Origin of the sequence: Paenibacillus aceris (assembly GCF_017874035.1) — a bacterium.
GTDB classification, from domain to species: Bacteria; Bacillota; Bacilli; order Paenibacillales; family NBRC-103111; genus Paenibacillus_E; species Paenibacillus_E aceris.
In genome coordinates this window covers 284,578-302,936 of sequence record NZ_JAGGKV010000006.1, presented here as the reverse complement: position 1 = coordinate 302,936, position 18,359 = coordinate 284,578, and the positions used below count along the sequence as shown (strand labels likewise).

The 18,359-nt window shown below is 47.4% G+C and carries 20 protein-coding genes; 14 read left to right on the top strand and 6 right to left on the bottom strand.

Annotated features, from left to right (window positions below):
• Positions 1-3 precede the first annotated feature (3 nt).
• The 3 genes from J2Z65_RS14230 to J2Z65_RS14220 are packed head-to-tail and all read left to right on the top strand — an operon-like array spanning position 4 to position 2,230.
• Complete coding sequence (locus J2Z65_RS14230) at positions 4-1,200, top strand: glutathionylspermidine synthase family protein (RefSeq protein WP_167061250.1); 1,197 nt, start codon at positions 4-6, stop codon at positions 1,198-1,200.
• Positions 1,197-1,844, top strand: coding sequence for a hypothetical protein (locus tag J2Z65_RS14225; RefSeq protein ID WP_167061247.1), 648 nt, complete (start codon positions 1,197-1,199; stop codon positions 1,842-1,844). Before J2Z65_RS14230 ends, J2Z65_RS14225 begins: the two co-directional genes overlap by 4 nt.
• Positions 1,841-2,230 carry a DUF350 domain-containing protein gene (locus tag J2Z65_RS14220; RefSeq protein ID WP_167061244.1) on the top strand — a complete coding sequence of 130 codons (390 nt, stop codon included), beginning with the start codon at positions 1,841-1,843 and terminating at the stop codon, positions 2,228-2,230. The genes J2Z65_RS14225 and J2Z65_RS14220 overlap by 4 nt, the downstream gene beginning before the upstream one ends.
• A 6-nt stretch (positions 2,231-2,236) precedes the next feature.
• On the opposite strand, the gene J2Z65_RS14215 is transcribed toward J2Z65_RS14220, so the two are convergent.
• The 3 genes from J2Z65_RS14215 to J2Z65_RS35705 are packed head-to-tail and all read right to left on the bottom strand — an operon-like array spanning position 2,237 to position 5,114.
• Entirely contained in the window at positions 2,237-3,280 is a 1,044-nt protein-coding gene (locus J2Z65_RS14215) for an HD-GYP domain-containing protein (protein ID WP_167061240.1), read from the bottom strand.
• Between the two features lie 46 nt (positions 3,281-3,326).
• Positions 3,327-4,391 (bottom strand): ThiF family adenylyltransferase, encoded by a 1,065-nt coding sequence (locus J2Z65_RS14210; RefSeq protein WP_338111721.1) that lies wholly within the window; start codon positions 4,389-4,391, stop codon positions 3,327-3,329.
• 21 nt (positions 4,392-4,412) lie between these two features.
• On the bottom strand, positions 4,413-5,114 hold the full coding sequence (locus tag J2Z65_RS35705; RefSeq protein ID WP_167061237.1) for a molybdenum cofactor biosynthesis protein MoaE: 702 nt from the start codon (positions 5,112-5,114) through the stop codon (positions 4,413-4,415).
• Positions 5,115-5,242: 128 nt separating this feature from the next.
• On the opposite strand from J2Z65_RS35705, the gene J2Z65_RS14200 reads away from it, so the two are divergent.
• The 8 genes from J2Z65_RS14200 (at position 5,243) to ytvI (ending at position 15,292) form a co-directional block, all read left to right on the top strand.
• Entirely contained in the window at positions 5,243-5,713 is a 471-nt protein-coding gene (locus J2Z65_RS14200; protein WP_167061234.1) for a hypothetical protein, read from the top strand.
• A complete protein-coding gene (locus tag J2Z65_RS14195; protein ID WP_167061232.1) occupies positions 5,710-7,158 on the top strand; it encodes a bifunctional metallophosphatase/5'-nucleotidase in 1,449 nt (482 codons plus the stop codon). Before J2Z65_RS14200 ends, J2Z65_RS14195 begins: the two co-directional genes overlap by 4 nt.
• Before the next feature lie 102 nt (positions 7,159-7,260).
• The gene (locus J2Z65_RS14190) at positions 7,261-8,076 is read left to right on the top strand and encodes an undecaprenyl-diphosphate phosphatase (protein ID WP_167061229.1); all 816 of its coding nucleotides are present in this window, start codon (positions 7,261-7,263) and stop codon (positions 8,074-8,076) included.
• A 114-nt stretch (positions 8,077-8,190) separates the two neighbouring features.
• Positions 8,191-9,324, top strand: coding sequence for an HD-GYP domain-containing protein (locus tag J2Z65_RS14185; protein WP_167061226.1), 1,134 nt, complete (start codon positions 8,191-8,193; stop codon positions 9,322-9,324).
• Between the two features lie 64 nt (positions 9,325-9,388).
• Entirely contained in the window at positions 9,389-11,617 is a 2,229-nt protein-coding gene (locus tag J2Z65_RS14180) for an MMPL family transporter (RefSeq protein ID WP_167061223.1), read from the top strand.
• Positions 11,618-11,736: 119 nt separating this feature from the next.
• A complete protein-coding gene (gene yfkAB, locus J2Z65_RS14175; RefSeq protein ID WP_167061220.1) occupies positions 11,737-12,864 on the top strand; it encodes a radical SAM/CxCxxxxC motif protein YfkAB in 1,128 nt (375 codons plus the stop codon).
• 29 nt (positions 12,865-12,893) lie between these two features.
• The gene (locus J2Z65_RS14170) at positions 12,894-14,231 is read left to right on the top strand and encodes a hemolysin family protein (protein ID WP_167061217.1); all 1,338 of its coding nucleotides are present in this window, start codon (positions 12,894-12,896) and stop codon (positions 14,229-14,231) included.
• A 14-nt stretch (positions 14,232-14,245) separates the two neighbouring features.
• The gene (gene ytvI, locus J2Z65_RS14165; RefSeq protein WP_167061215.1) at positions 14,246-15,292 is read left to right on the top strand and encodes a sporulation integral membrane protein YtvI; all 1,047 of its coding nucleotides are present in this window, start codon (positions 14,246-14,248) and stop codon (positions 15,290-15,292) included.
• A 115-nt stretch (positions 15,293-15,407) separates the two neighbouring features.
• Here the strand turns inward: ytvI and J2Z65_RS35290 are convergent, their stop codons facing one another.
• Positions 15,408-15,815, bottom strand: a complete 408-nt coding sequence (locus tag J2Z65_RS35290) for a C40 family peptidase (protein ID WP_342357345.1) — start codon at positions 15,813-15,815, stop codon at positions 15,408-15,410.
• A 30-nt stretch (positions 15,816-15,845) separates the two neighbouring features.
• On the bottom strand, positions 15,846-16,091 hold the full coding sequence (locus tag J2Z65_RS35285; protein ID WP_240159814.1) for a peptidoglycan-binding domain-containing protein: 246 nt from the start codon (positions 16,089-16,091) through the stop codon (positions 15,846-15,848).
• Between the two features lie 204 nt (positions 16,092-16,295).
• Here J2Z65_RS35285 and J2Z65_RS14155 point away from each other — a divergent pair, with 204 nt between their 5' ends.
• The 3 genes from J2Z65_RS14155 to J2Z65_RS14145 are packed head-to-tail and all read left to right on the top strand — an operon-like array spanning position 16,296 to position 17,369.
• Positions 16,296-16,520: a spore coat associated protein CotJA gene (locus J2Z65_RS14155; RefSeq protein WP_167061210.1), complete on the top strand. Its 225-nt coding sequence runs from the start codon at positions 16,296-16,298 to the stop codon at positions 16,518-16,520.
• Positions 16,517-16,783: a spore coat protein CotJB gene (locus J2Z65_RS14150; RefSeq protein WP_167061205.1), complete on the top strand. Its 267-nt coding sequence runs from the start codon at positions 16,517-16,519 to the stop codon at positions 16,781-16,783. The genes J2Z65_RS14155 and J2Z65_RS14150 overlap by 4 nt, the downstream gene beginning before the upstream one ends.
• Positions 16,784-16,799: 16 nt before the next feature.
• Positions 16,800-17,369 carry a manganese catalase family protein gene (locus J2Z65_RS14145; RefSeq protein WP_167061202.1) on the top strand — a complete coding sequence of 190 codons (570 nt, stop codon included), beginning with the start codon at positions 16,800-16,802 and terminating at the stop codon, positions 17,367-17,369.
• A 168-nt stretch (positions 17,370-17,537) separates the two neighbouring features.
• Here the strand turns inward: J2Z65_RS14145 and J2Z65_RS14140 are convergent, their stop codons facing one another.
• Entirely contained in the window at positions 17,538-18,293 is a 756-nt protein-coding gene (locus J2Z65_RS14140; protein ID WP_167061199.1) for a YdcF family protein, read from the bottom strand.
• Between the last annotated feature and the right edge of the window lie 66 nt (positions 18,294-18,359).

Genomic DNA, 18,359 nt, shown 5'->3' with positions numbered 1-18,359 from the left:
GCAGTGGTCTTCGAAGTCATCGGAACACCGTCACCGGAAAGAGAGCATAGAGTCCAGCAGCTGGCAGAGCTTGGATTCACATGGGCTAATCTGGAAGATGAAGCTTACTGGATCGATCAAGTTGTGCTGATGGAGCAGCAAACGTATGCCAAGCTAATCGTCGCGGCGGAGTCATTGTGGCGCGTATTTGATAAAGCTGTTCGCTATGTAAAAGGGAACAGGTCATTATATGAACAGTTGTCGATTCCCGAAGTACTTTGGGATGGTCTCGATCGGCTGGAACTGAATGACATTGGAGCTATTAGCCGCTATGCAAGATTTGATTTTACGGTGAATCAGCAGGGGGAAATTAAGCTCTTAGAGCTCAATGCAGACACTCCGACCGGTTATGTGGAAGCCGCGATTGCAACACCGTGGCTTTGCGAACAAATCGGGCTTGTCTCTCCAAATGCAGAAATGAAAAACCTGATTCGCGCAGCATGGGACATTGAAGCTCCGGACTTCGCCGCTTGTATTGCTTATGGCCGGCATGCGGAAGATACGGGAACCATTGACGCTCTCGTTGCCCATAGCGGAAGAACCATGACATGTGTAGACTGTCTGGATCTGTGGATTGACGAAGGCGTGGTCAAGGTTGGCGATCATCAAATCATCTCCAACATGTTTGCGCTGTACCCAAAAGAATGGATGGGGATTGATGATGGGGGAGAAGCGCTCTCCTATGCGATCGAAGAACAATTCATCCAATTGTTCAATCCTTTGCATGCGGTTATCTTGCAGTCGAAGGGGCTCCAAGCTCTTATATGGGAGTTGCATAAGAAGAACTCTGCTATGTTTACCTTGGATGAGCACAAAGCAATAGCTGCTTATATGCTGCCTACCTTTTTTTCTCCAGAGTTGTCAGGGGATTACGTATCCAAATCGATGTTTGGAAGAGAAGGGGGCTCCGTTGAGCTCTATGATGCTACAGGTGTTTTGGAGGTCAAGGATGAAGCTGGCTTTGACACAAGTGTTTTTTTTAAGCGTGTATATCAGCAAAGGGCTGATTTGCCGGAGATAGGTTTTGCTCATGGAAATAGGCATTTATTAACGGGACTCTTTGTACTGGGCGGAACTCCTTGTGGGCTCCTAGGCCGAGCAGGCGGGAAAATTACAGGGAATGCAAGTCAATTTGTACCGATTGGAGTGAAAGCACCTTGAAACAAAGACGATTTTGGATAATGGCGTCGATCGCCTTGGTCGTCATCTTGATGATTTGGGGCATTAGCAGCCTGTTCAATAAGAAACCCTCTGTCTTAAGTTCTGCAACAGTTGGGAGCTCAGCAAGCATAAGCGGCGTGAATGGCGAAGTGCCTTGGGATTATCAAGTGCAGCAAGCGAAGGTCGGGGATTTGCTCGATGGGGATTTGGTTCTGCTGCCTAATAATGAGCGAATATCGAATGACCAGAATTTTGCAACCGGCGATCAGGTCTATGTACTTAGCTATATGCAGGCAACAATGAAAACGGACAGTCAAGGAAAGAATGACGTCACGTTATCACAATGGAAGCCGATCAAAACGTTTAAAACCAAGGAAGAAGCCGATAAAGATTTGGCTGAACTTAAAGTTGAAATTAAGACGGATGTGAAACTGATAGGCGTATATAAAACGGAACTGGATGGAAAATTCCGCTATTTCGCGGTTGCAGATCTTCCGACAGGTCAGAAAGTAAAGCAACCTATTCCGGAGGATCGCTATCAAAATTTCAAAAATAAGAAGGAAGTTCAGGTTATTTTAGAGGAAGTACACGATTACAGCAATTATGATCAATCCATGGCGAAATTTCGGGGGTGGGCAGAATGATAGTATTGAATATTGTAATTAGCTTATTTGTTATTGTCCTGCTGCAATTTGCAGGGATGTATATATTTAGCTTAATGACGCCCTACCGCGATATGGAGGAAATTAATAAAGGGAATGTCGCCGTTGGAATTACGATGGGCGGCAAATTTATTGCAACTGCGATTGTGCTGGCAATTGCCGCGTACAGCAACTCCTCGATTTGGCATATGAGCTTATGGTTTGCGGTAGGTTACGTCTGTTTACTTGCGACTTACTGGGTCTTTGATTGGCTGACGCCAGGCGTGAAGCTCTCCGACCAGTTAAAAGAAGGCAACGTGGCTGTTGGCACTCTGCTTGCTTCCGTATATATCGGTATTGCTCTAGCGGTCAGCTCTCTTATTATTTAAAACCTCTCATACCGCGATTGCCGTTATTTCAACACCGTTCAGCTGTGAAAGATCCAGAAATTCATGATCGATGTTGATGAGCGGCCGGAAAAAATCGGAAGGATTCGTCATAACGATTGTACCGACTCTTCCGTCGCTCAGGGACACTTTTTTGCCGATAAAGTTAGGAATCATATTGCGAATAAACACTTGGGTGATCTTCGGATCAAGCTGTCCAAAGCTCATCCGGTGAAGTTCTTTCAGAACGAACAAGAGGTCACGTTTTTTTTGATAAACCCTGTCGTTGATCATAGCGCTGTAAACATCCGCAACGGCAACAATACGGGAGTAGGAGTGTATTTCCGTATTTTTTTTGCGTAATGGATAGCCTGTACCGTCCATACGCTCATGGTGCTCAAGCGCAACGAGAGCAAGGGTGTTGTCTTTTAAGGAATTTTTGATGATCTCATAGCCATAGATGGTATGCCTCTGCATGTCACTGAATTCGTCATTAGTTAGCTTATCGGGCTTATTCATGATTTCAAGGGGGATTTTGCATTTGCCGACATCGTGCAAATAGCCTGCTTTGCCAATGATAAGCGCTTCTTTCTCGCTCTTATCCATCCATTTGGCGATATAGTAGGACAGCATGCCTACTTGTACACTGTGCAGGTAGGTATAATCATCTTGGCTGGTTAAAGAAATAAGCAAAGAGACGACATCATTCTCTTCCTCAAGGCTCTTGATTAACGGATTGAAAGCGGATTCTATTTTCTGATTAGATAAGATTCCCTCGGTTTCTGCCGTAAGAAAAATGTCTTTGATACCAGAAATGCAATCGTGAAAACACGTGAGTTGAGCCAGCTTTGCTTGGGACAATTCTGCTGGCTCAAGATCAGTTTCCGTAACCCTTTGGGCAATATCCACATATTCCACATTGTGGCGGTTAAGCATCATGATGTCGCTTGCATCCACCACAGTACCTGCTGATAAAAGATGAAGTCCTTTTGTATTGTAGGAATCGGAAATCAGTCTATCGCCAACAATGAGTTGAAGCACATGTATATGCATTGAATTTCCTCTCCCAATCCTATATTCATGTAGGTATATTGTAATACTACATCCCAATATAACGGCTGTAAAGACTTTTGGCCTGAATTAAATCATCCGTTCCTTGGATGAGGACGCGCCCGTCTGGGAAAATAACCATCTGCAAATCGGGACCAGGTTGGAACTTTAAGAGGAAACGGTTTCGCTCAACCGGACCTAGAGGTTTCAAGCGTTTTTCCCAGTACTCAAGCGGCTTGGCAGCTGGAATAACAGGATGAATCTGTACCGAGTTACGACCGCATAAGGACTGAATGGTGTCGCTGTCCATCTCAGCTTCCAAGTAATCATACTGCTTTTTGGCACAGGCGGGACAATCTGCTTTTAGTGCGCCGGTCACACTTATGGCTGAGTGTTGATTAAACCATAGGTCCCACTGCTGCATCTTAAGATTGAGATGATCCGTAGCGCCAATCAGCAGTTTAAAAGCCTCAGTCGCTTGAAAAGAAGCAACGACATGAATAATACCGCCAATCACTCCGGCCGTATCGCAGGTTTCTGTTGTGCCTGCAGCGGGAGCTTGGGTGAACAAACAGCGCAGACAAGGAGTCTGTCCTGGAAGGATCGTCAAAGAGACACCTCTGGAAGCGACGGCGCCGCCATAAATCCAGGGAATGCCCAGTTTGATGCTCACATCGTTAATAAGGAAGCGGACCGAGAAGTTATCCGTGCCGTCCAGAATTAAATCGACATCGCCTAACAAGTCCTCGGCATTCGTGGCGTTAAGATCCGTAACATGCGGTTCAATTGTGACAAGTGAATTTACTAGTTGTAAACGTTTGGCTGCTGCAACTGCCTTAGGTGTCATCGCAGCAGCATCCTCTTCGTCGTACAGCATTTGCCGTTGCAAATTGCTGTCCTCTACAAAATCGCGGTCAATTAATCGGACATATCCGACTCCTGCGCGAACCATATGATTGGCAAGCACTGTGCCCAGGGCACCCATGCCTACGATGGCGACGCGGCTGCCAATAAGTTTGCGCTGTCCTTCGAGACCAATAGGGGAAAAAAGTACTTGTCTGGAATAGCGCGCATCTACGCCATTTTCTTGCGATGTATGTAAAAATGTATCCACGTAAGTCATCTCCAATTCAATCTATTCCAAAGGTGGCGCTTGGAGCGGATTCCAAGGGCCTGTTTGGCTGCCTTTCCACTCTGAGCCATCTTCCCAAATTTCTTTTTTCCAGATGGGTACGATCTGTTTCAAACGTTCGATGGCGTAGCGGCTTGCATCATAGCAGTCGGCTCGGTGAGGCGAAGAAACAGCAATAACAACGCTAGCCTCGGCAATAGCTACCTTACCCAAACGGTGGGTGATCGCACTAAGGGTGCCCGGCCAGCGGTCAGCGATTTCTTGACCGATTGCTTCCATCGTTTTTATGGCCATTGGGACGTAGGCTTCATATTCCAATAGGACAGTCCGCTGCCCATACGTCATTTCCCGGGTAGTCCCAATGAAAACGAGCGAAGCGCCGTGATTGGGATGGTTCACTTTAGCGGCAACCTGCTGTGCATCAATCGTTTCGTGGGTAATCTCGTATAAAGAAGGCTGGCCTCCGGAAACTGGCGGAATGAGAGCAAGCTCGTCAACCGCAGTGACGATGACCTCATCGCCAGCATATTCTTGATTTTTAGCAAAAAAACAAGTTTTCAGTTGAGATGCAGCTGTCGGATACTCGATTGCGATCAGCTTTCTAAGCTCCTCGATGGAAACGGCTTCTTGTTCGATCTGCATGTGTAGGACGGAAGTCCCGAAAATTTCAACAAGACCTGCGAAAAGTTGGATGTGTATATTCACGGATTTGCTCCTAAATGCTTAGTGTTAGATTCCCTTACAGCATATCATATTTTGGCCTTGGAATGGTATAATGGAAAGTGCCTAGAGATGGCAAAGCGAGCTTACGGGACGAGAGGAGAATGGTTACGGTGCAAGCAGATTTACGCATACAAGTGTCAGACTCACATATAACGAATGAAACATTTACCGTACAGGAAATGGTTCAGCTGGCGGAAGTGAAGTTGGCGCTGGAAGACCGTGTTCCGAATGCGGAGGGAAATGCCTTTGATTTGAAAGCGTGGTACAGAAGCTGGAAAAGCAGCCGTGGCGGGCAGCAGGAGATCGAGCCTACACACCTGAAAGTAGAGGCTGTTGATGAGTTTCAAGCATTAATGCCGTGGGCGGAGGCGGATTCAGCTGTCTTTCTCTATGCTCAGGGTGGTGAACCACTTAAAAAAGGGTATCCGATACGCTTATATGTGCCGGATGGCAGCAGTGAATGTCTCAATGTTAAAAGTGTTGTTCATATCTGGTTCCTTCACGATGCAACGCTCGGCGATGAAGCGACCTTCGGATTTAAAAATAAAGTGACGCTTGATGAGTTGAAAATTAAGAAATGAAACGACTCCTTATCTTACATACGAACGATCTGCATAGTCATTTTGAGATGATGCCCAAAATTAATGCGTATTTTGAGTGGGTGCGCAAGCAGTGGCCTTCCGATCAAGTATTGACGCTGGATATAGGCGATCATATGGACCGAATGAGCCCGGAAACGGAAGGTACCAATGCCATCGCAAATTTGGAAATCATGAATGCGACCGGCTATGATGCGATGGTTCTCGGAAATAATGAAGGGTTGACGTTTACACCTGAGTTTTTAGGAGAAGTTGTAAAGGAACATGCCCATTTCCCTATTCTTGGAAGTAATATTTACGATAAAGCAACGAATCAAACACCGGATTGGCTGCTGCCCTCCCTGATCATTGAGAAGTCCGGATTAAAGATCGGTATGCTTGGTGTAACCGCCGTTTACCCGGCTTACTATGAGCTGCTCGGATGGCAGGTTACAGATCCTATTGAGGCCGTCAAGGCGCATATGGAGCTGATGCTTCCCCATACCGACCTCATCGTGGTCCTGTCTCATTTGGGGTTGCGGATGGATCAGCGTATGGCGGAGGAACTCGAAGGCATCGATGTGATCCTCGGCGGCCATACGCATCATGTGCTGGAGGAGCCGCTCCTGATCAGCGGCACCTATCTGGCAGCAGCCGGCAAGTTCGGGCAGTATGCCGGCCACATCGAACTTGCCTACGATCCGGCGCAGCGCCGGATCGCCGAGTTCCAGAGCAGCGTCGTCCCGATGACGGCGGACAGCGAAGATGACAGCCGCGTAGCCGCGCTGCTGGAGCACTTCCGCATCGCCGGCGCATCGGCGCTGGATGAAGAAGTGGCGCAGCTGCGGGAACCGCTGCGCCTGGATTGGTACGGCGAATCCCCGCTAGGCAACTTGCTTGCCGCCGGGATTCGCCGCTGGACCAGCGCCGATATCGGGCTGGTCAACAGCGGCCAACTCCTTCAGGGACTGAAGGAGGGGCGCTTGACGCGCGGCAGATTGCTTGAAATCTGCCCGGGGCCGATCAATCCCTGCCGCGTGCTGATCCGCGGCGCCGATTTGCTGCAAGCGCTCGAAGAGTCGCTGCTGCGCGAATTCATGGAGAAGCCGATTCGCGGACTCGGCTTCCGGGGGGAGGTGCTGGGCGTGCTAAGCGTTGACGGTATGACCGTCAAGGTGGACAGCTCCCGAGCACCTTATGAACGCGTTATCGCCGTACACGTGGGCGATGAGCTCTTGGACATTGGTCGTGACTATGTCGTGGGCACGATTGATATGTTTACTTTCGGATCCGGCTACTTATCCTTAAGTCGGGGGAGAGATGTGGTGTACATGCTTCCTGAGTTTATCCGCGACATCCTTGCCCGCGAGCTCCACGATCACGAGGCAATTGCAAGCAGTCATTCTGCAAGATTTACAGATATTAGCGTTCCAGGCACGAGGAACTGACAGCAATTTTTGTCAATAAAGTTGTCAGACTCCTCATGTTCCAAGTAGAATATATAATTGGACAGGAGTCCGACGATAAACTCTAACCTTTAGGGGGAAACCATGCATACTATTTTTGAAGCGATCATCATTGGGATCGTGGAGGGATTAACCGAGTTCTTACCGGTATCTTCTACGGGGCATATGATTTTGGCGCAAAGCTTGTTGAACACGCAAAACGACGAAGTCATGAAAACTTTTGATTTCGTTATCCAGCTTGGAGCCATTATGGCTGTTGTCATTATTTATTGGAAACGGATTTTATCTTTATTTGGCTTGGTGAAAAGAAAAAGTGAAAGCAGAACCGGGAAAAAGCTGAACCTGCTGCATATTCTCATCGGTATTATACCTGCCGGGGTCATCGGCGTTCTGTTTAATGATATTGTCGATGAAAAGCTTTTTAACTCAACGACCGTGGTTATCGGACTAGTCTTGGGCGGTATTCTGTTGATCATTGCCGAGCAGAAGAAAGGAAGGCCAAGCACGGAAGTATTGGATGATTTGACGTACCGCCAAGCGTTCTTCATCGGATTGTGGCAATTAGTGTCCATCTGGCCAGGCTTCTCCCGTTCCGGCTCGACGATTGCGGGAGGGATGCTCTCGGGCGTTAGCCGCGCAGCATCTGCCGACTTCACGTTTATCATGGCGATCCCGATTATGTTCGGCGCTTCCGGGGTTTATTTTCTGAAAAATTACGAGGCTCTTTCATCCAACGATTTCGCCTTTTTCGCAGTTGGTTTTGTGGTGGCCTTCATTGTAGCCTTGTTGGCTGTTGTTTCCTTTATCAAATTCGTTCAAAATATGAAACTGACCTATTTTGCCTACTATCGTTTTGCGGTAGCCATTATTTTTGCACTCTATATGTTTCTAAGTAAATAGGCTTATAGTTGTTAGCGAACCGCGTCGAAAGATGCGGTTTTTTTTGTTGAACTTTTATGTGAAATCTATTACATTTAGATAGATAATAACGCTCAGCTACACGGGGGTCCTTACATGCTGTTAATGCCGATCAACAAGTGTCAACCTGGAATGAGGCTGGCCAAGAATATTTACAACGAAGATGGTATGGTTTTACTGGCCGTTAACGTTGAGCTCACACAAAGGTTAATCGATCGGCTATTTTCTTACGGTATCGACTACATATATATCGCAGATTCCCGGACCGATGACGTTATTCAGGTCGATATCATTCAAGATGAGACGCGCAGCAAGGCTGTTCACGAAATTCGAGATACTTTTAAGAAGGTTATGGAAGATTCGAACAAACGCGGGGCCGTCAGTTATTATGATATCGGGCGCAACTTCCGTGATGTGATGAAAATGATTATTGACGATTTAAGCGCTCATCAGGGTGCTATGGTCATGCTCAATAATATGAATATAAAAGATAACTACTTGTTCCAGCATTCAGTGAATGTCAGTATTTACGCCATCATGCTCGGAATTAGTTTTGGATACAGCCGTGAAAAGCTGGAGACGCTTGGACTTGGCGCATTGCTGCATGATATCGGAAAGACGAAAATTCCCCTCGGCATCCTGCGCAAGCCGTCTCAGTTGACTTCCGAGGAGTTCGCGGAGATGAAGAAGCATACGACGTACGGTTTTCAAATTTTGAAAGACGAACCGAACATTCCTCTGCTGTCTGCACATTGTGCTCTTCAGCACCATGAACGAATTAATGGGAGCGGATATCCGAGAGGTTTACAAGGTTCAGATATAAACGAATTTTCGAGATGGATCGGGTTAGTGGATTCCTATGACGCTATGACGACAACCCGTGTGTACCGCAGGCCATTATTGCCTCATGAAGCCATGGAACAGCTTTTTGCAGGCTCAGGCACGATGTATGATCAGAACCAAATTGCCTTATTCCGAGATAAAATTGCGATATATCCGCTAGGTATCACCGTTAAATTGAACACTGGCGAATTCGGGATCGTCTCCAAGTTAAATATGACTGTTCCGCAAAGACCGATTGTCCGAGTTCTGCAGGATGAATCGGGGAGAGAACTGAAAGAACCTTATGAGATCGATCTGTCAACGAAGCTTTCGGTTTTAATTTCAGAGATCGGTGAAATTAAAATAGATGAGCTGGACACAGAAACGGGTATGCCAACCATACTTTGAGATAAACTAGATATAACAAACATGAAGAACCTGGGACCCCAGGTTCTTTTTGCAGATCAGGGGGATGTATGTGAGAGAATCAGCGGTGAAAGGGAAATTCTGGAGATGGGGATACGCCATGTACCGGTTCCGGTGGCTCGTACTTGCCATTGGCTTTCTGCTGCTCCTTAGTTTCGCTATATTTGCTCAGAAAACACCGGGAATCCTCAAGGACAATGGCTTTACACCCAAAGGCAGCGAATCGGATCAAGGTTTAATCCAGTTAAGAGATGAGCTTGGCGTACCGCTTACCACGCTCAATCTGGTGTATACGGGGGAAGGCCTCGATATGACGGAGAAAGCTCAGCAGCAGGCCATCATGGATTCGCTGTCCGATTTGAGCAAGCTGCCATACGTAGAAAGTGTGCATTTCGTCTCTTCGCCTCGAAACGAGGGACACTTGGATGTGCAGGCCGTAACGGTTGCTTTAGACCTAGACACGGACCCGGCACTAGAGAAATACCCCGAGCTGAAGGAGCATGTGCATCCTCCTGCAGGAATGAAGGTTTATGTAACGGGCGGCCCTGCTATTCTACATGACATGCAGGAAGCGAGTAAGCATGATATCGCCAAGTCGGAAGCCATTGGATTGCCTATCGCGCTGATCGTATTGTTAATCGTTTTTGGGACGTTAGTTGCGGCGCTGCTGCCTATGATTGTAGGTCTCATGAGTGTAACTCTTACATTGGGAATTACGTATTTTATCGCTCAACATCAATCCTTATCGAATTTCCTCCCCAATATGGTGACAATGCTGGGACTTGCTGTAGGTATTGATTATGCCTTGTTCCTCGTCAGCCGCTTCCGGGAAGAGCTTAAAGTGCAGCCTAACGTAGCTGAATCCGTGGCGATAACTTGTCAAACCGCTGGGAAATCTATTTTCTTCTCCGGTATTGCGGTATTGATCGGACTTTTGGGTATGTTGTTCGTTGATCTCACTTTTTTTCGCTCCTTGTGCTTAGGGGGGATTATCGTTGTATCCATATCCGTCGTTGTCGCCAATACGATGCTGCTTTCTCTGCTCGGGCTGCTGGGCAAGCGAATTAACTCTTTGCAGGTACTCCCTAAGCGCTTCCGAAAGCAGGAAACGTCCCGTTTCTGGGAAAAGATCGCTTATGGTGTGATGAAAAGGCCGGTCCTGCTGGTCGTTCTTGTCGGTGGAGCTTTGATTTATGCCATGACTCCAATTGGTCAAATGAAGCTGAGCGTGCCTAATGCGGAGGTGCTTCCTCCGAACTATGAGTCGAGATATGGGTCGGACTTGATGAAAACGGCCTATGATCCGCGGATGATGGGACCTATTCAAATCCTCGTACATACGGAAGCTGAAGTATGGGAAGAGTCAGCGATACGCCAAGTTCGGGCGTATGGGGATCAAGTGAAAGGCATTTCCGGCGTCAAGGAAATTCAGAGCTACCTTAGTTCACTTGGCCAACATACAGATGCTGAATTGGCTGCCATGTTAAAAGGACCCGGCGTAAAAGAAAAAATCGAAGGTGGCAAGCTGGCGAAGGGGCATACCGCCTTATTGGTCATAGTACCAGAGAAGGACCCGGATGACACTTCGACGGATGGGCTCGTGCGGAAGCTCCGCGCTTTGGATCGGGGCGGGCTCGATGTCGCAGTCACTGGCGGCCCTGCTTACCGGCTTGATATCATCGATCGCATTCAGAACGAGATACCTACGGTGCTCACCTTCGTCATGGGCATTACCTATATCGTCCTCCTGCTCGCCTTCCGATCTGTTCTGCTGCCGCTTAAGGCCGTTCTTATGAATATGCTCAGTCTTGGGGCAAGCCTTGGTTGTGTGGTGTTAGTTTTTCAGCATGGCTATCTGGCAGATTTGCTGCACATTACGTCCATTGGTTACGTGAGTGCTACGCTGCCGGTTATTATTTTTTGCGTCGTGTTCGGTATCTCGATGGACTATGAAGTTTTCTTGATTTCTCGCATTATGGAGGAGTATGAAGCAAGCGGCGATAATGATAAAAGCACCGCGGAGGGGCTTAAAAAAACAGGAAGCTTGATCACAAGCGCAGCTTTCATTCTAGTCGTGGTCGTCGGCTCGTTTATTTTCACCGATATTGAAATTATGAAGGCGCTCGGTCTGGGGCTTGGCCTCGCGGTTCTGATTGACGCGACCATTGTTCGCGTGATGCTCGTTCCCGCTCTAATGAAGCTGCTCGGCGATGCGAACTGGTGGGCACCAAAGTGGCTGCGGCTGAAATCGCCGATTCAAGCGAAAAAACGGTAGCAAAAAGAGGGGGCGGTTTCCTTTTTTGCGAATCATAAGTTACAATAAAGGGCATAGGTATAGGCATGATAAGAACAAACTGCAAGTGAATAGGAAATGATAGGTCAGGTGCAAACAGCATGAATATGAATGGAACACGCTCCTTTTTACCGGAGCTATCTCCCGCGTACGATCCTTGGGACCCGATTCGGTCTTATCGGCAATACGGGAAGCATGTACTTACAAGTGTAGAGTTAACGATTACGAATCTGTGTAATATGCGTTGTGAGCACTGTGCAGTTGGCGATTCGTTAACGATGACGGAAGGGCCTCGAATTCCCTTGCCGGTTATTTTGAATCAGTTGGATCAAGTGGAGCATCTAGAGACAATTAGTTTGACAGGGGGAGAGCCCTCCTACCATATCAAGATTGTCAAAGACTATATGCTGCCGATCCTTAAATATGCTCGCGAACGCGGCATTCGAACACAAATCAACTCCAATTTGACGCTTGATTTAGAGCGTTATGAACTGCTGGCACCTTATTTGGATGTCATGCATATCTCATTTAATTACTTAAATGCGGACGATTTTCACCAGGTCGGCTTTGTTAATTCTCAGCATCCTGTTGGCCGTGAAACGGCGGTGCGCATGTATGAACGTATGGTGGAAAATACAATAGCACTCAGCAAAGGCGGGCTATATGTATCGGCCGAATCCATGATTAACACGCGTACGCATGAGAGGCTGCCGCAGATTCACAAGCTTATTGATGAAATGGGTTGCAAGCGCCATGAGGTTCATCCGATGTACGCGAGCTCCTTTGCCTCCCATTTGCCAATGGTGTCACTGGACGAGTTAAGAAGCAGCATTCACCGGCTTTTGGATAGTCGGAATCGCGACATGTGGATGTTATTCGGCACACTGCCATTCTTTGCTTGCAATGAGCTTGAAGAGGACCGGGCGCTGGTCAAAAGACTTCGCGAGGAGCCGAATGTGACCGTTCGGAATGATCCGGATGGGCGAAACCGCTTGAATGTGAGCACATTTACCGGCGAGGTGTTCGTGACGGATTTTGCCGATGAACCGCCTCTGGGCAATATTCATGATGATCATCTGGATACTATTTTTGCAAGGTGGGAGCATAATCCGCTCAATCAAAAGGTGAACTGTTTCTGCAGCGCAGCTTCTTGCTGCGGGCCGAACCTGCTGGTTGCCGACTCGTATTACCGTTCGATTGATTTCAAAAGTCGTAAAGCTATTATCTAATCTCATTTATCTGAAGGAGATATCCGCAATTGCCACATACTTCCTTTGAAATTGGACCCATCGTTTTTAATCTGGTCGTAGTACTAATCCTCGTTCTTCTTAACGGCTTCTTCGTCGCTGCTGAATTTGCGCTTGTAAAGGTGCGCCATTCCCGCATCCAACAGCTTCTTAACGAAGGCAGCGGCAAGGCGAAGTATGCGAGTAAAGTTACATCGCAATTAGATACGTATCTGTCAGCTACGCAGCTGGGCATTACACTAGCCTCACTAGGCTTAGGTTGGGTTGGGGAACCGGCGGTTTCCGAGCTGATTATGGAGCCCCTTTTCCACACACTGGGCTTACAAGCTTCGGTATATACACATGCTGTTTCCTTCATTGTTTCATTTGGTTTTATTACATTCCTGCACATCGTGTTAGGAGAGCTGGCTCCAAAGTCTTTCGCGATTCAAAAAGCGGAATTAACCTCGCTGTGGCTTTCTGCGCCGCTTTTGTTCTTCTACAGGCTGTTTCGACCGATCATTTGGTTTCTGAATGGAGCGGCTAACAAATTTTTATCATGGATCGGTGTAGAACCGGCAAGCGAGCATGAGGCAGCCCATACGGAGGAAGAAATTCGGATTCTCATGGACGAAAGCGTTAAAAGCGGTCATATCGATCAAGATGAAATGGTGCTTTTTGATAATATATTTGAATTCTCCGAACGAATTGCCCGTGAAGTGATGCTGCCCCGTACGGATATGGATTGTCTGTATCTCGAGCTAAGTTTTATTGAAAATTTAAGCATGGTTCATGAAACCAAACATACGCGCTATCCGGTTGCCGACGAGGATAAAGATAAAATTGTCGGTTTCGTACATATTGCTGATTTGTTTACAGCTGATCCGGACGAAGAGCACGAGATCAGGGACTTCATTCGTCCAATCCTCAATGTGCCGGAATCCATGGAAGTCAGCCGTGTTTTGAAACTAATGCAGAAAAAACATTCGCAATTAGCGATCGTAGTTGATGAATACGGCGGTACGGCAGGGCTTCTAACGTTAGAGGATATTATGGAGGAGATCGTTGGCGAACTGCATGACGAGTTCGATATCGACGAGCGGCCTGGGGTTGAGGTGAAAGAAAAGTATACGTCCGTAGACGGTCGTGTGCTAATTGAAGACCTGAATGACATGCTGGATCTGGAGATTGAGGATGAAGATGTAGACTCTATCGGCGGTTGGTTATTCAAAAAGCTGGAAGGTGCTCCGGTTAAAGGTAAAAGAGTGGCTTACGGCAATCACGTTTTTGAAGTTTCTGAAGTAGATCGCTTGCGAATTGTACGTATACATATTACTAAAATCAACGCTGTGAAGCCTGAAAATGAATAATCGGAGGAATACCTATGTCGCCTAAGACGACACTTATCATGGTGCTTGGATTGCTGCTCCTATACGGATTGTTTACGATAGGGTTACCCTTCCTGCTCGCTTTGGTGACAGCTATTTTTTTGGATCCTCTAACTGTGCTTCTCATGCGCAATATAAAGGTTAACAGGTTGGTAGCGGGGTCAGTCATCAGTACCATTTTTACACTGTTGACGCTGGCTTTGTTTTATTTCATAGGTTTTAATGTTGTGACGGAAGTTATTGATTTGGGGCGGAAAGCCCCTAATTATATGGACGAAGTGAATAAATACGTCGATCAGGCCGTCAGCCAAACCCAGGTATTCTACGACTCCTTGTCGCCCGAAATGGCTGCGCAGGTGCAAACCTGGCTGGAACGAAGCACGGAAACGTTAACCGCGACGTTGACGGATATGGTTAGCGGCATTTCTGGCTTTTTCCTGAATATGGCTGGTAAAATTCCAAATTTCTTTATTGTCATGATCGTCTATATTATTGCTTTATACTTATGTATGTTTAGCTTGCCCAAGCAGAGAAGTGCCTTCCTGTCCATGTTTGAGGAACAGACGAGATCAAAGATGGAGAATGTTCTTGTATATTTGCGGGAAGCTATTTTTGGCTTCATCCGGGCCCAGCTCATCATGGCGATCTTAACGTATCTGGTCACCTTCGTGGGCTTATTGGTGCTTAGAGCTGAATATCCGTTAGCCATTTCACTTCTGGTGATGGTCATGGAATTCGTCCCTGTCATTGGTACAGGACTTGTGTTTATTCCATGGTTTGCTTATCAGCTGCTGGTTGGGCACACGGGTATGGGGATTGGATTATTAGTTCTTTTCCTGGCCTTGACGATATTCCGCCGCATTGTGGAGCCTAAGGTGCTGAGTGATGCGGTAGGGATTAATGCGCTTGCTGCTTTAATAAGCCTGTATATTGGCTTTGAGCTGTTAGGCATAGCGGGGTTATTCCTTGGACCGTTGGTCGTTATTATTTATCAGGCGATGCGGAAAGCCGGTCTTCTGAAATTGAATATTAAGTTGGACTGAAAAGTCCCTGCTGGCTGCCGATTGTGGCATGGAGCGGGGACTTTTTTTGTTGGCGGCTGAGAAGGCCGGAAAGGCCGTCTCGCGCGCACCTTGGATGTGTCAAACGAGCGAAAAACTAATAAACGCGCTTAGCTCCCATATACTTAGGACCCCAATATGAGCTTGTAAGGCTTTGCGGGTAGATGCCTGCAGATCGTGTGGCAGATAGAAATTGTCCGTTCCCCAAATAGAAGCCTACATGGTCAATGACGCCGGGAGATGCTATAGCGAAGAACACCAGGTCACCTTGCTGCAAATTAGCCTGACTTACGGACGCGCCTGTGGCATAAAGCTCCTTGGAGGTTGTTCGAACAGCCGGTATCCCGTGCTTTTGAAACATGTAATAAATAAAGCCGGAGCAGTCAAAACCCTGCGGAGTCGCGCCGCCCCATAGGTAGGGAACATGCAGAAAGTTCATCGCATCGTCCAGCAGCAGCCGTTTTTTTATCGAGTGAGAGATGCTGGTTTGGGTTGCGGCATCCACTACGCCAGTTGGAGCTAACAGATAGGCCTTTTAATAATCTTTAACAGCCTGAGCTGTGATTGTGCCGAAATAACCGGTGATGGTTGGATATGTAAAATAGCCAAGTGTTTTTAAATTGGTTTGCAGTGCAGACACGGATGAGCTTGTCATTCCTTGCGTTAAAATGCTGCTTGTTGAAGCCGACGCTGCAGATGCAGGCGGTGCGGGAATAATGCCATTTATGGTGACGGTTACAAGAATTGCTGCAGAAATAATCATTCGTTTAGATCGTGTCATAGTGATTCCCTCCAAGATGTTAGATTGTGTAAGTAATGGTGTCACATGGATTGTTCTTATTTTAAGCGCTTAAAGCGCCCTCTGACCATGAGGAAATATTGGAAAAACTGTGATTTTGGCCAAGTTGTAACGCATATACGTGCTTATAGGCCTCTGCCGCTATGTTTGAGCCCAGTGCAATGATGTGAGAAGAGGAGGAGTCGTATGCATTCGCAATTTAAAAAATACTTTCCCTACATCAGCCCATTCGATCCTTGTCCGCCAATCCGCGTGAAATTGTATAATACACCGCCACAGCTCTATATGAACTTCCAACCGCCCGGTTTGCCGCAATTTAGCCCCTATGAAGCTTTGAGAAAAGGCACGCTATGGCCCGCTCTATACGGACCTTACGAATCGAAAGTAGAAGAAGGGAGCCCATGGATATGAATCCACCAGCGGTACCGGAATCTTATTACAAGATGATGCATGACCTGCAGGCCGTTGATTTTGTCTTGGTCGAGCTGACACTCTATTTGGATACGCATCCGAGCGATCTCGCGGCCATCCAGCAATATAATCAGTTCGCGCAAAAGAGAAAGGCGATGGTTCAGGAGTTTGAATTGGAATTTGGCCCGCTTATGGCCTATGGCCAAACCTACAGCAAGCATCCTTGGCAATGGGTTGAAACACCATGGCCATGGCAAGTCTGAACAAGGAGGACGGCGCATGTGGATTTATGAAAAGAAACTGCAATATCCAGTCAGAGTCAGCAAATGCGACCCTCGGATGGCGAAGCTTCTGCTTGAACAATACGGCGGGGCCGATGGAGAGCTCGCTGCAGCATTGCGGTATTTGAATCAGCGTTATGCCATTCCGGATAAGGTGGTGGGGCTGCTAACGGACATAGGGACCGAAGAATTCGCTCATCTCGAGATGATTGCAACAATGGTGTATAAACTTACGAAGGATGCAACATTGGAACAGTTAAAAGCTTGCGGCATGGATGATCACTACGTGAGTCATGACAGGGCGCCCTTTTATCAGAACGCATCAGGTGTGCCGTGGACGGCCGCTTACATACAAGCGAAGGGAGACCCCATAGCGGACCTCTATGAGGACATCGCTGCTGAAGAGAAGGCAAGAACTACGTATCAATGGCTGATTGATTTGACCGATGACGTCGATCTCCAGGATAGTCTGAAGTTTCTCCGTGAGCGCGAGATTATCCATTCCCTTCGTTTCAGAGAAGCAGTTGAAATACTGAAGGATGACAGGGAGCAGAGGAAGGTGTTTTGAGGTTTTGACTGACCGTGCACCCACCTCCGAAGAAGTGAAGATGCACCTAAGATGAAATGAAACAAGCGTTGAAGGGGAGTGAAGAAAGCAGAGTTTCAAAGGGCGATAGCAGCGTAAATGTGAGGGAGGGAAATGATTTTAATTGCTGAAAAAGCAGTACAAAGCTAGTTAATTTTTCGCAGCCAGCAAGCCTAAGTATTCCTTTAAAGCGATGGAGGTATTGGATAATCCGCTGGCGGAAGGAACAAATTTACTGATACTGAGAACTTGTTTTTGCTGAGAGAGGTAGTCGGTTGGATACGGGACTATGTCTACTTTGAGCTTTTGGAACTGCTTCACGGAGCGGGCCATATGGAAAGCAGACGTAATGAGAACCGGGTGCTGCCAACCTTTTTCGGTGAGCATGGCTTGGGTATGCAGCGCATTTTCCTCCGTATTACGGCTTGTATCATCGAGATAGATGGACGCTTCGGGAACACCTAGAGCGATGAGATGCCGTTTGGCAATTTGCGATTCGTTGCCGGAGTCCTCGAACACTTGACCGCCGGATAATAGGATCGGCAGCTTCGTGTTCCGGTACAGTTCCGCTACGGTCAGCACACGGGCGGCTGTGTTGCCTGTCAAGTACCCCTCGCCTTTGGTCAGGGGGTCGGGCATACCGAGCGTTGCGCCTCCTGTCAACATCACAAGGACATCACCGGTCACTTGTTCCGGGGGGGCATATCTTCGCTCGATGGAATTTAACAGCGCATTGCCGAAATAAGGCATCGCGCAGACGCATAAGAGAAGCGTGGCTAAACCGATAAGAAGAGTACCGACGTACTCTTTTTTTTGCTGCAGCCACAATGCGATGCTGAGCAGCAGTAGAATGACAATCCCTGGCGGGAGCAATAAGGTGTAAACAATTTTGATTAAATAGATCATTGAAAGTGAAATCCCTTCTTGTAACAATCGCGTTTTTGTGTTTGTTTAGGATTTTCGACAGATTGG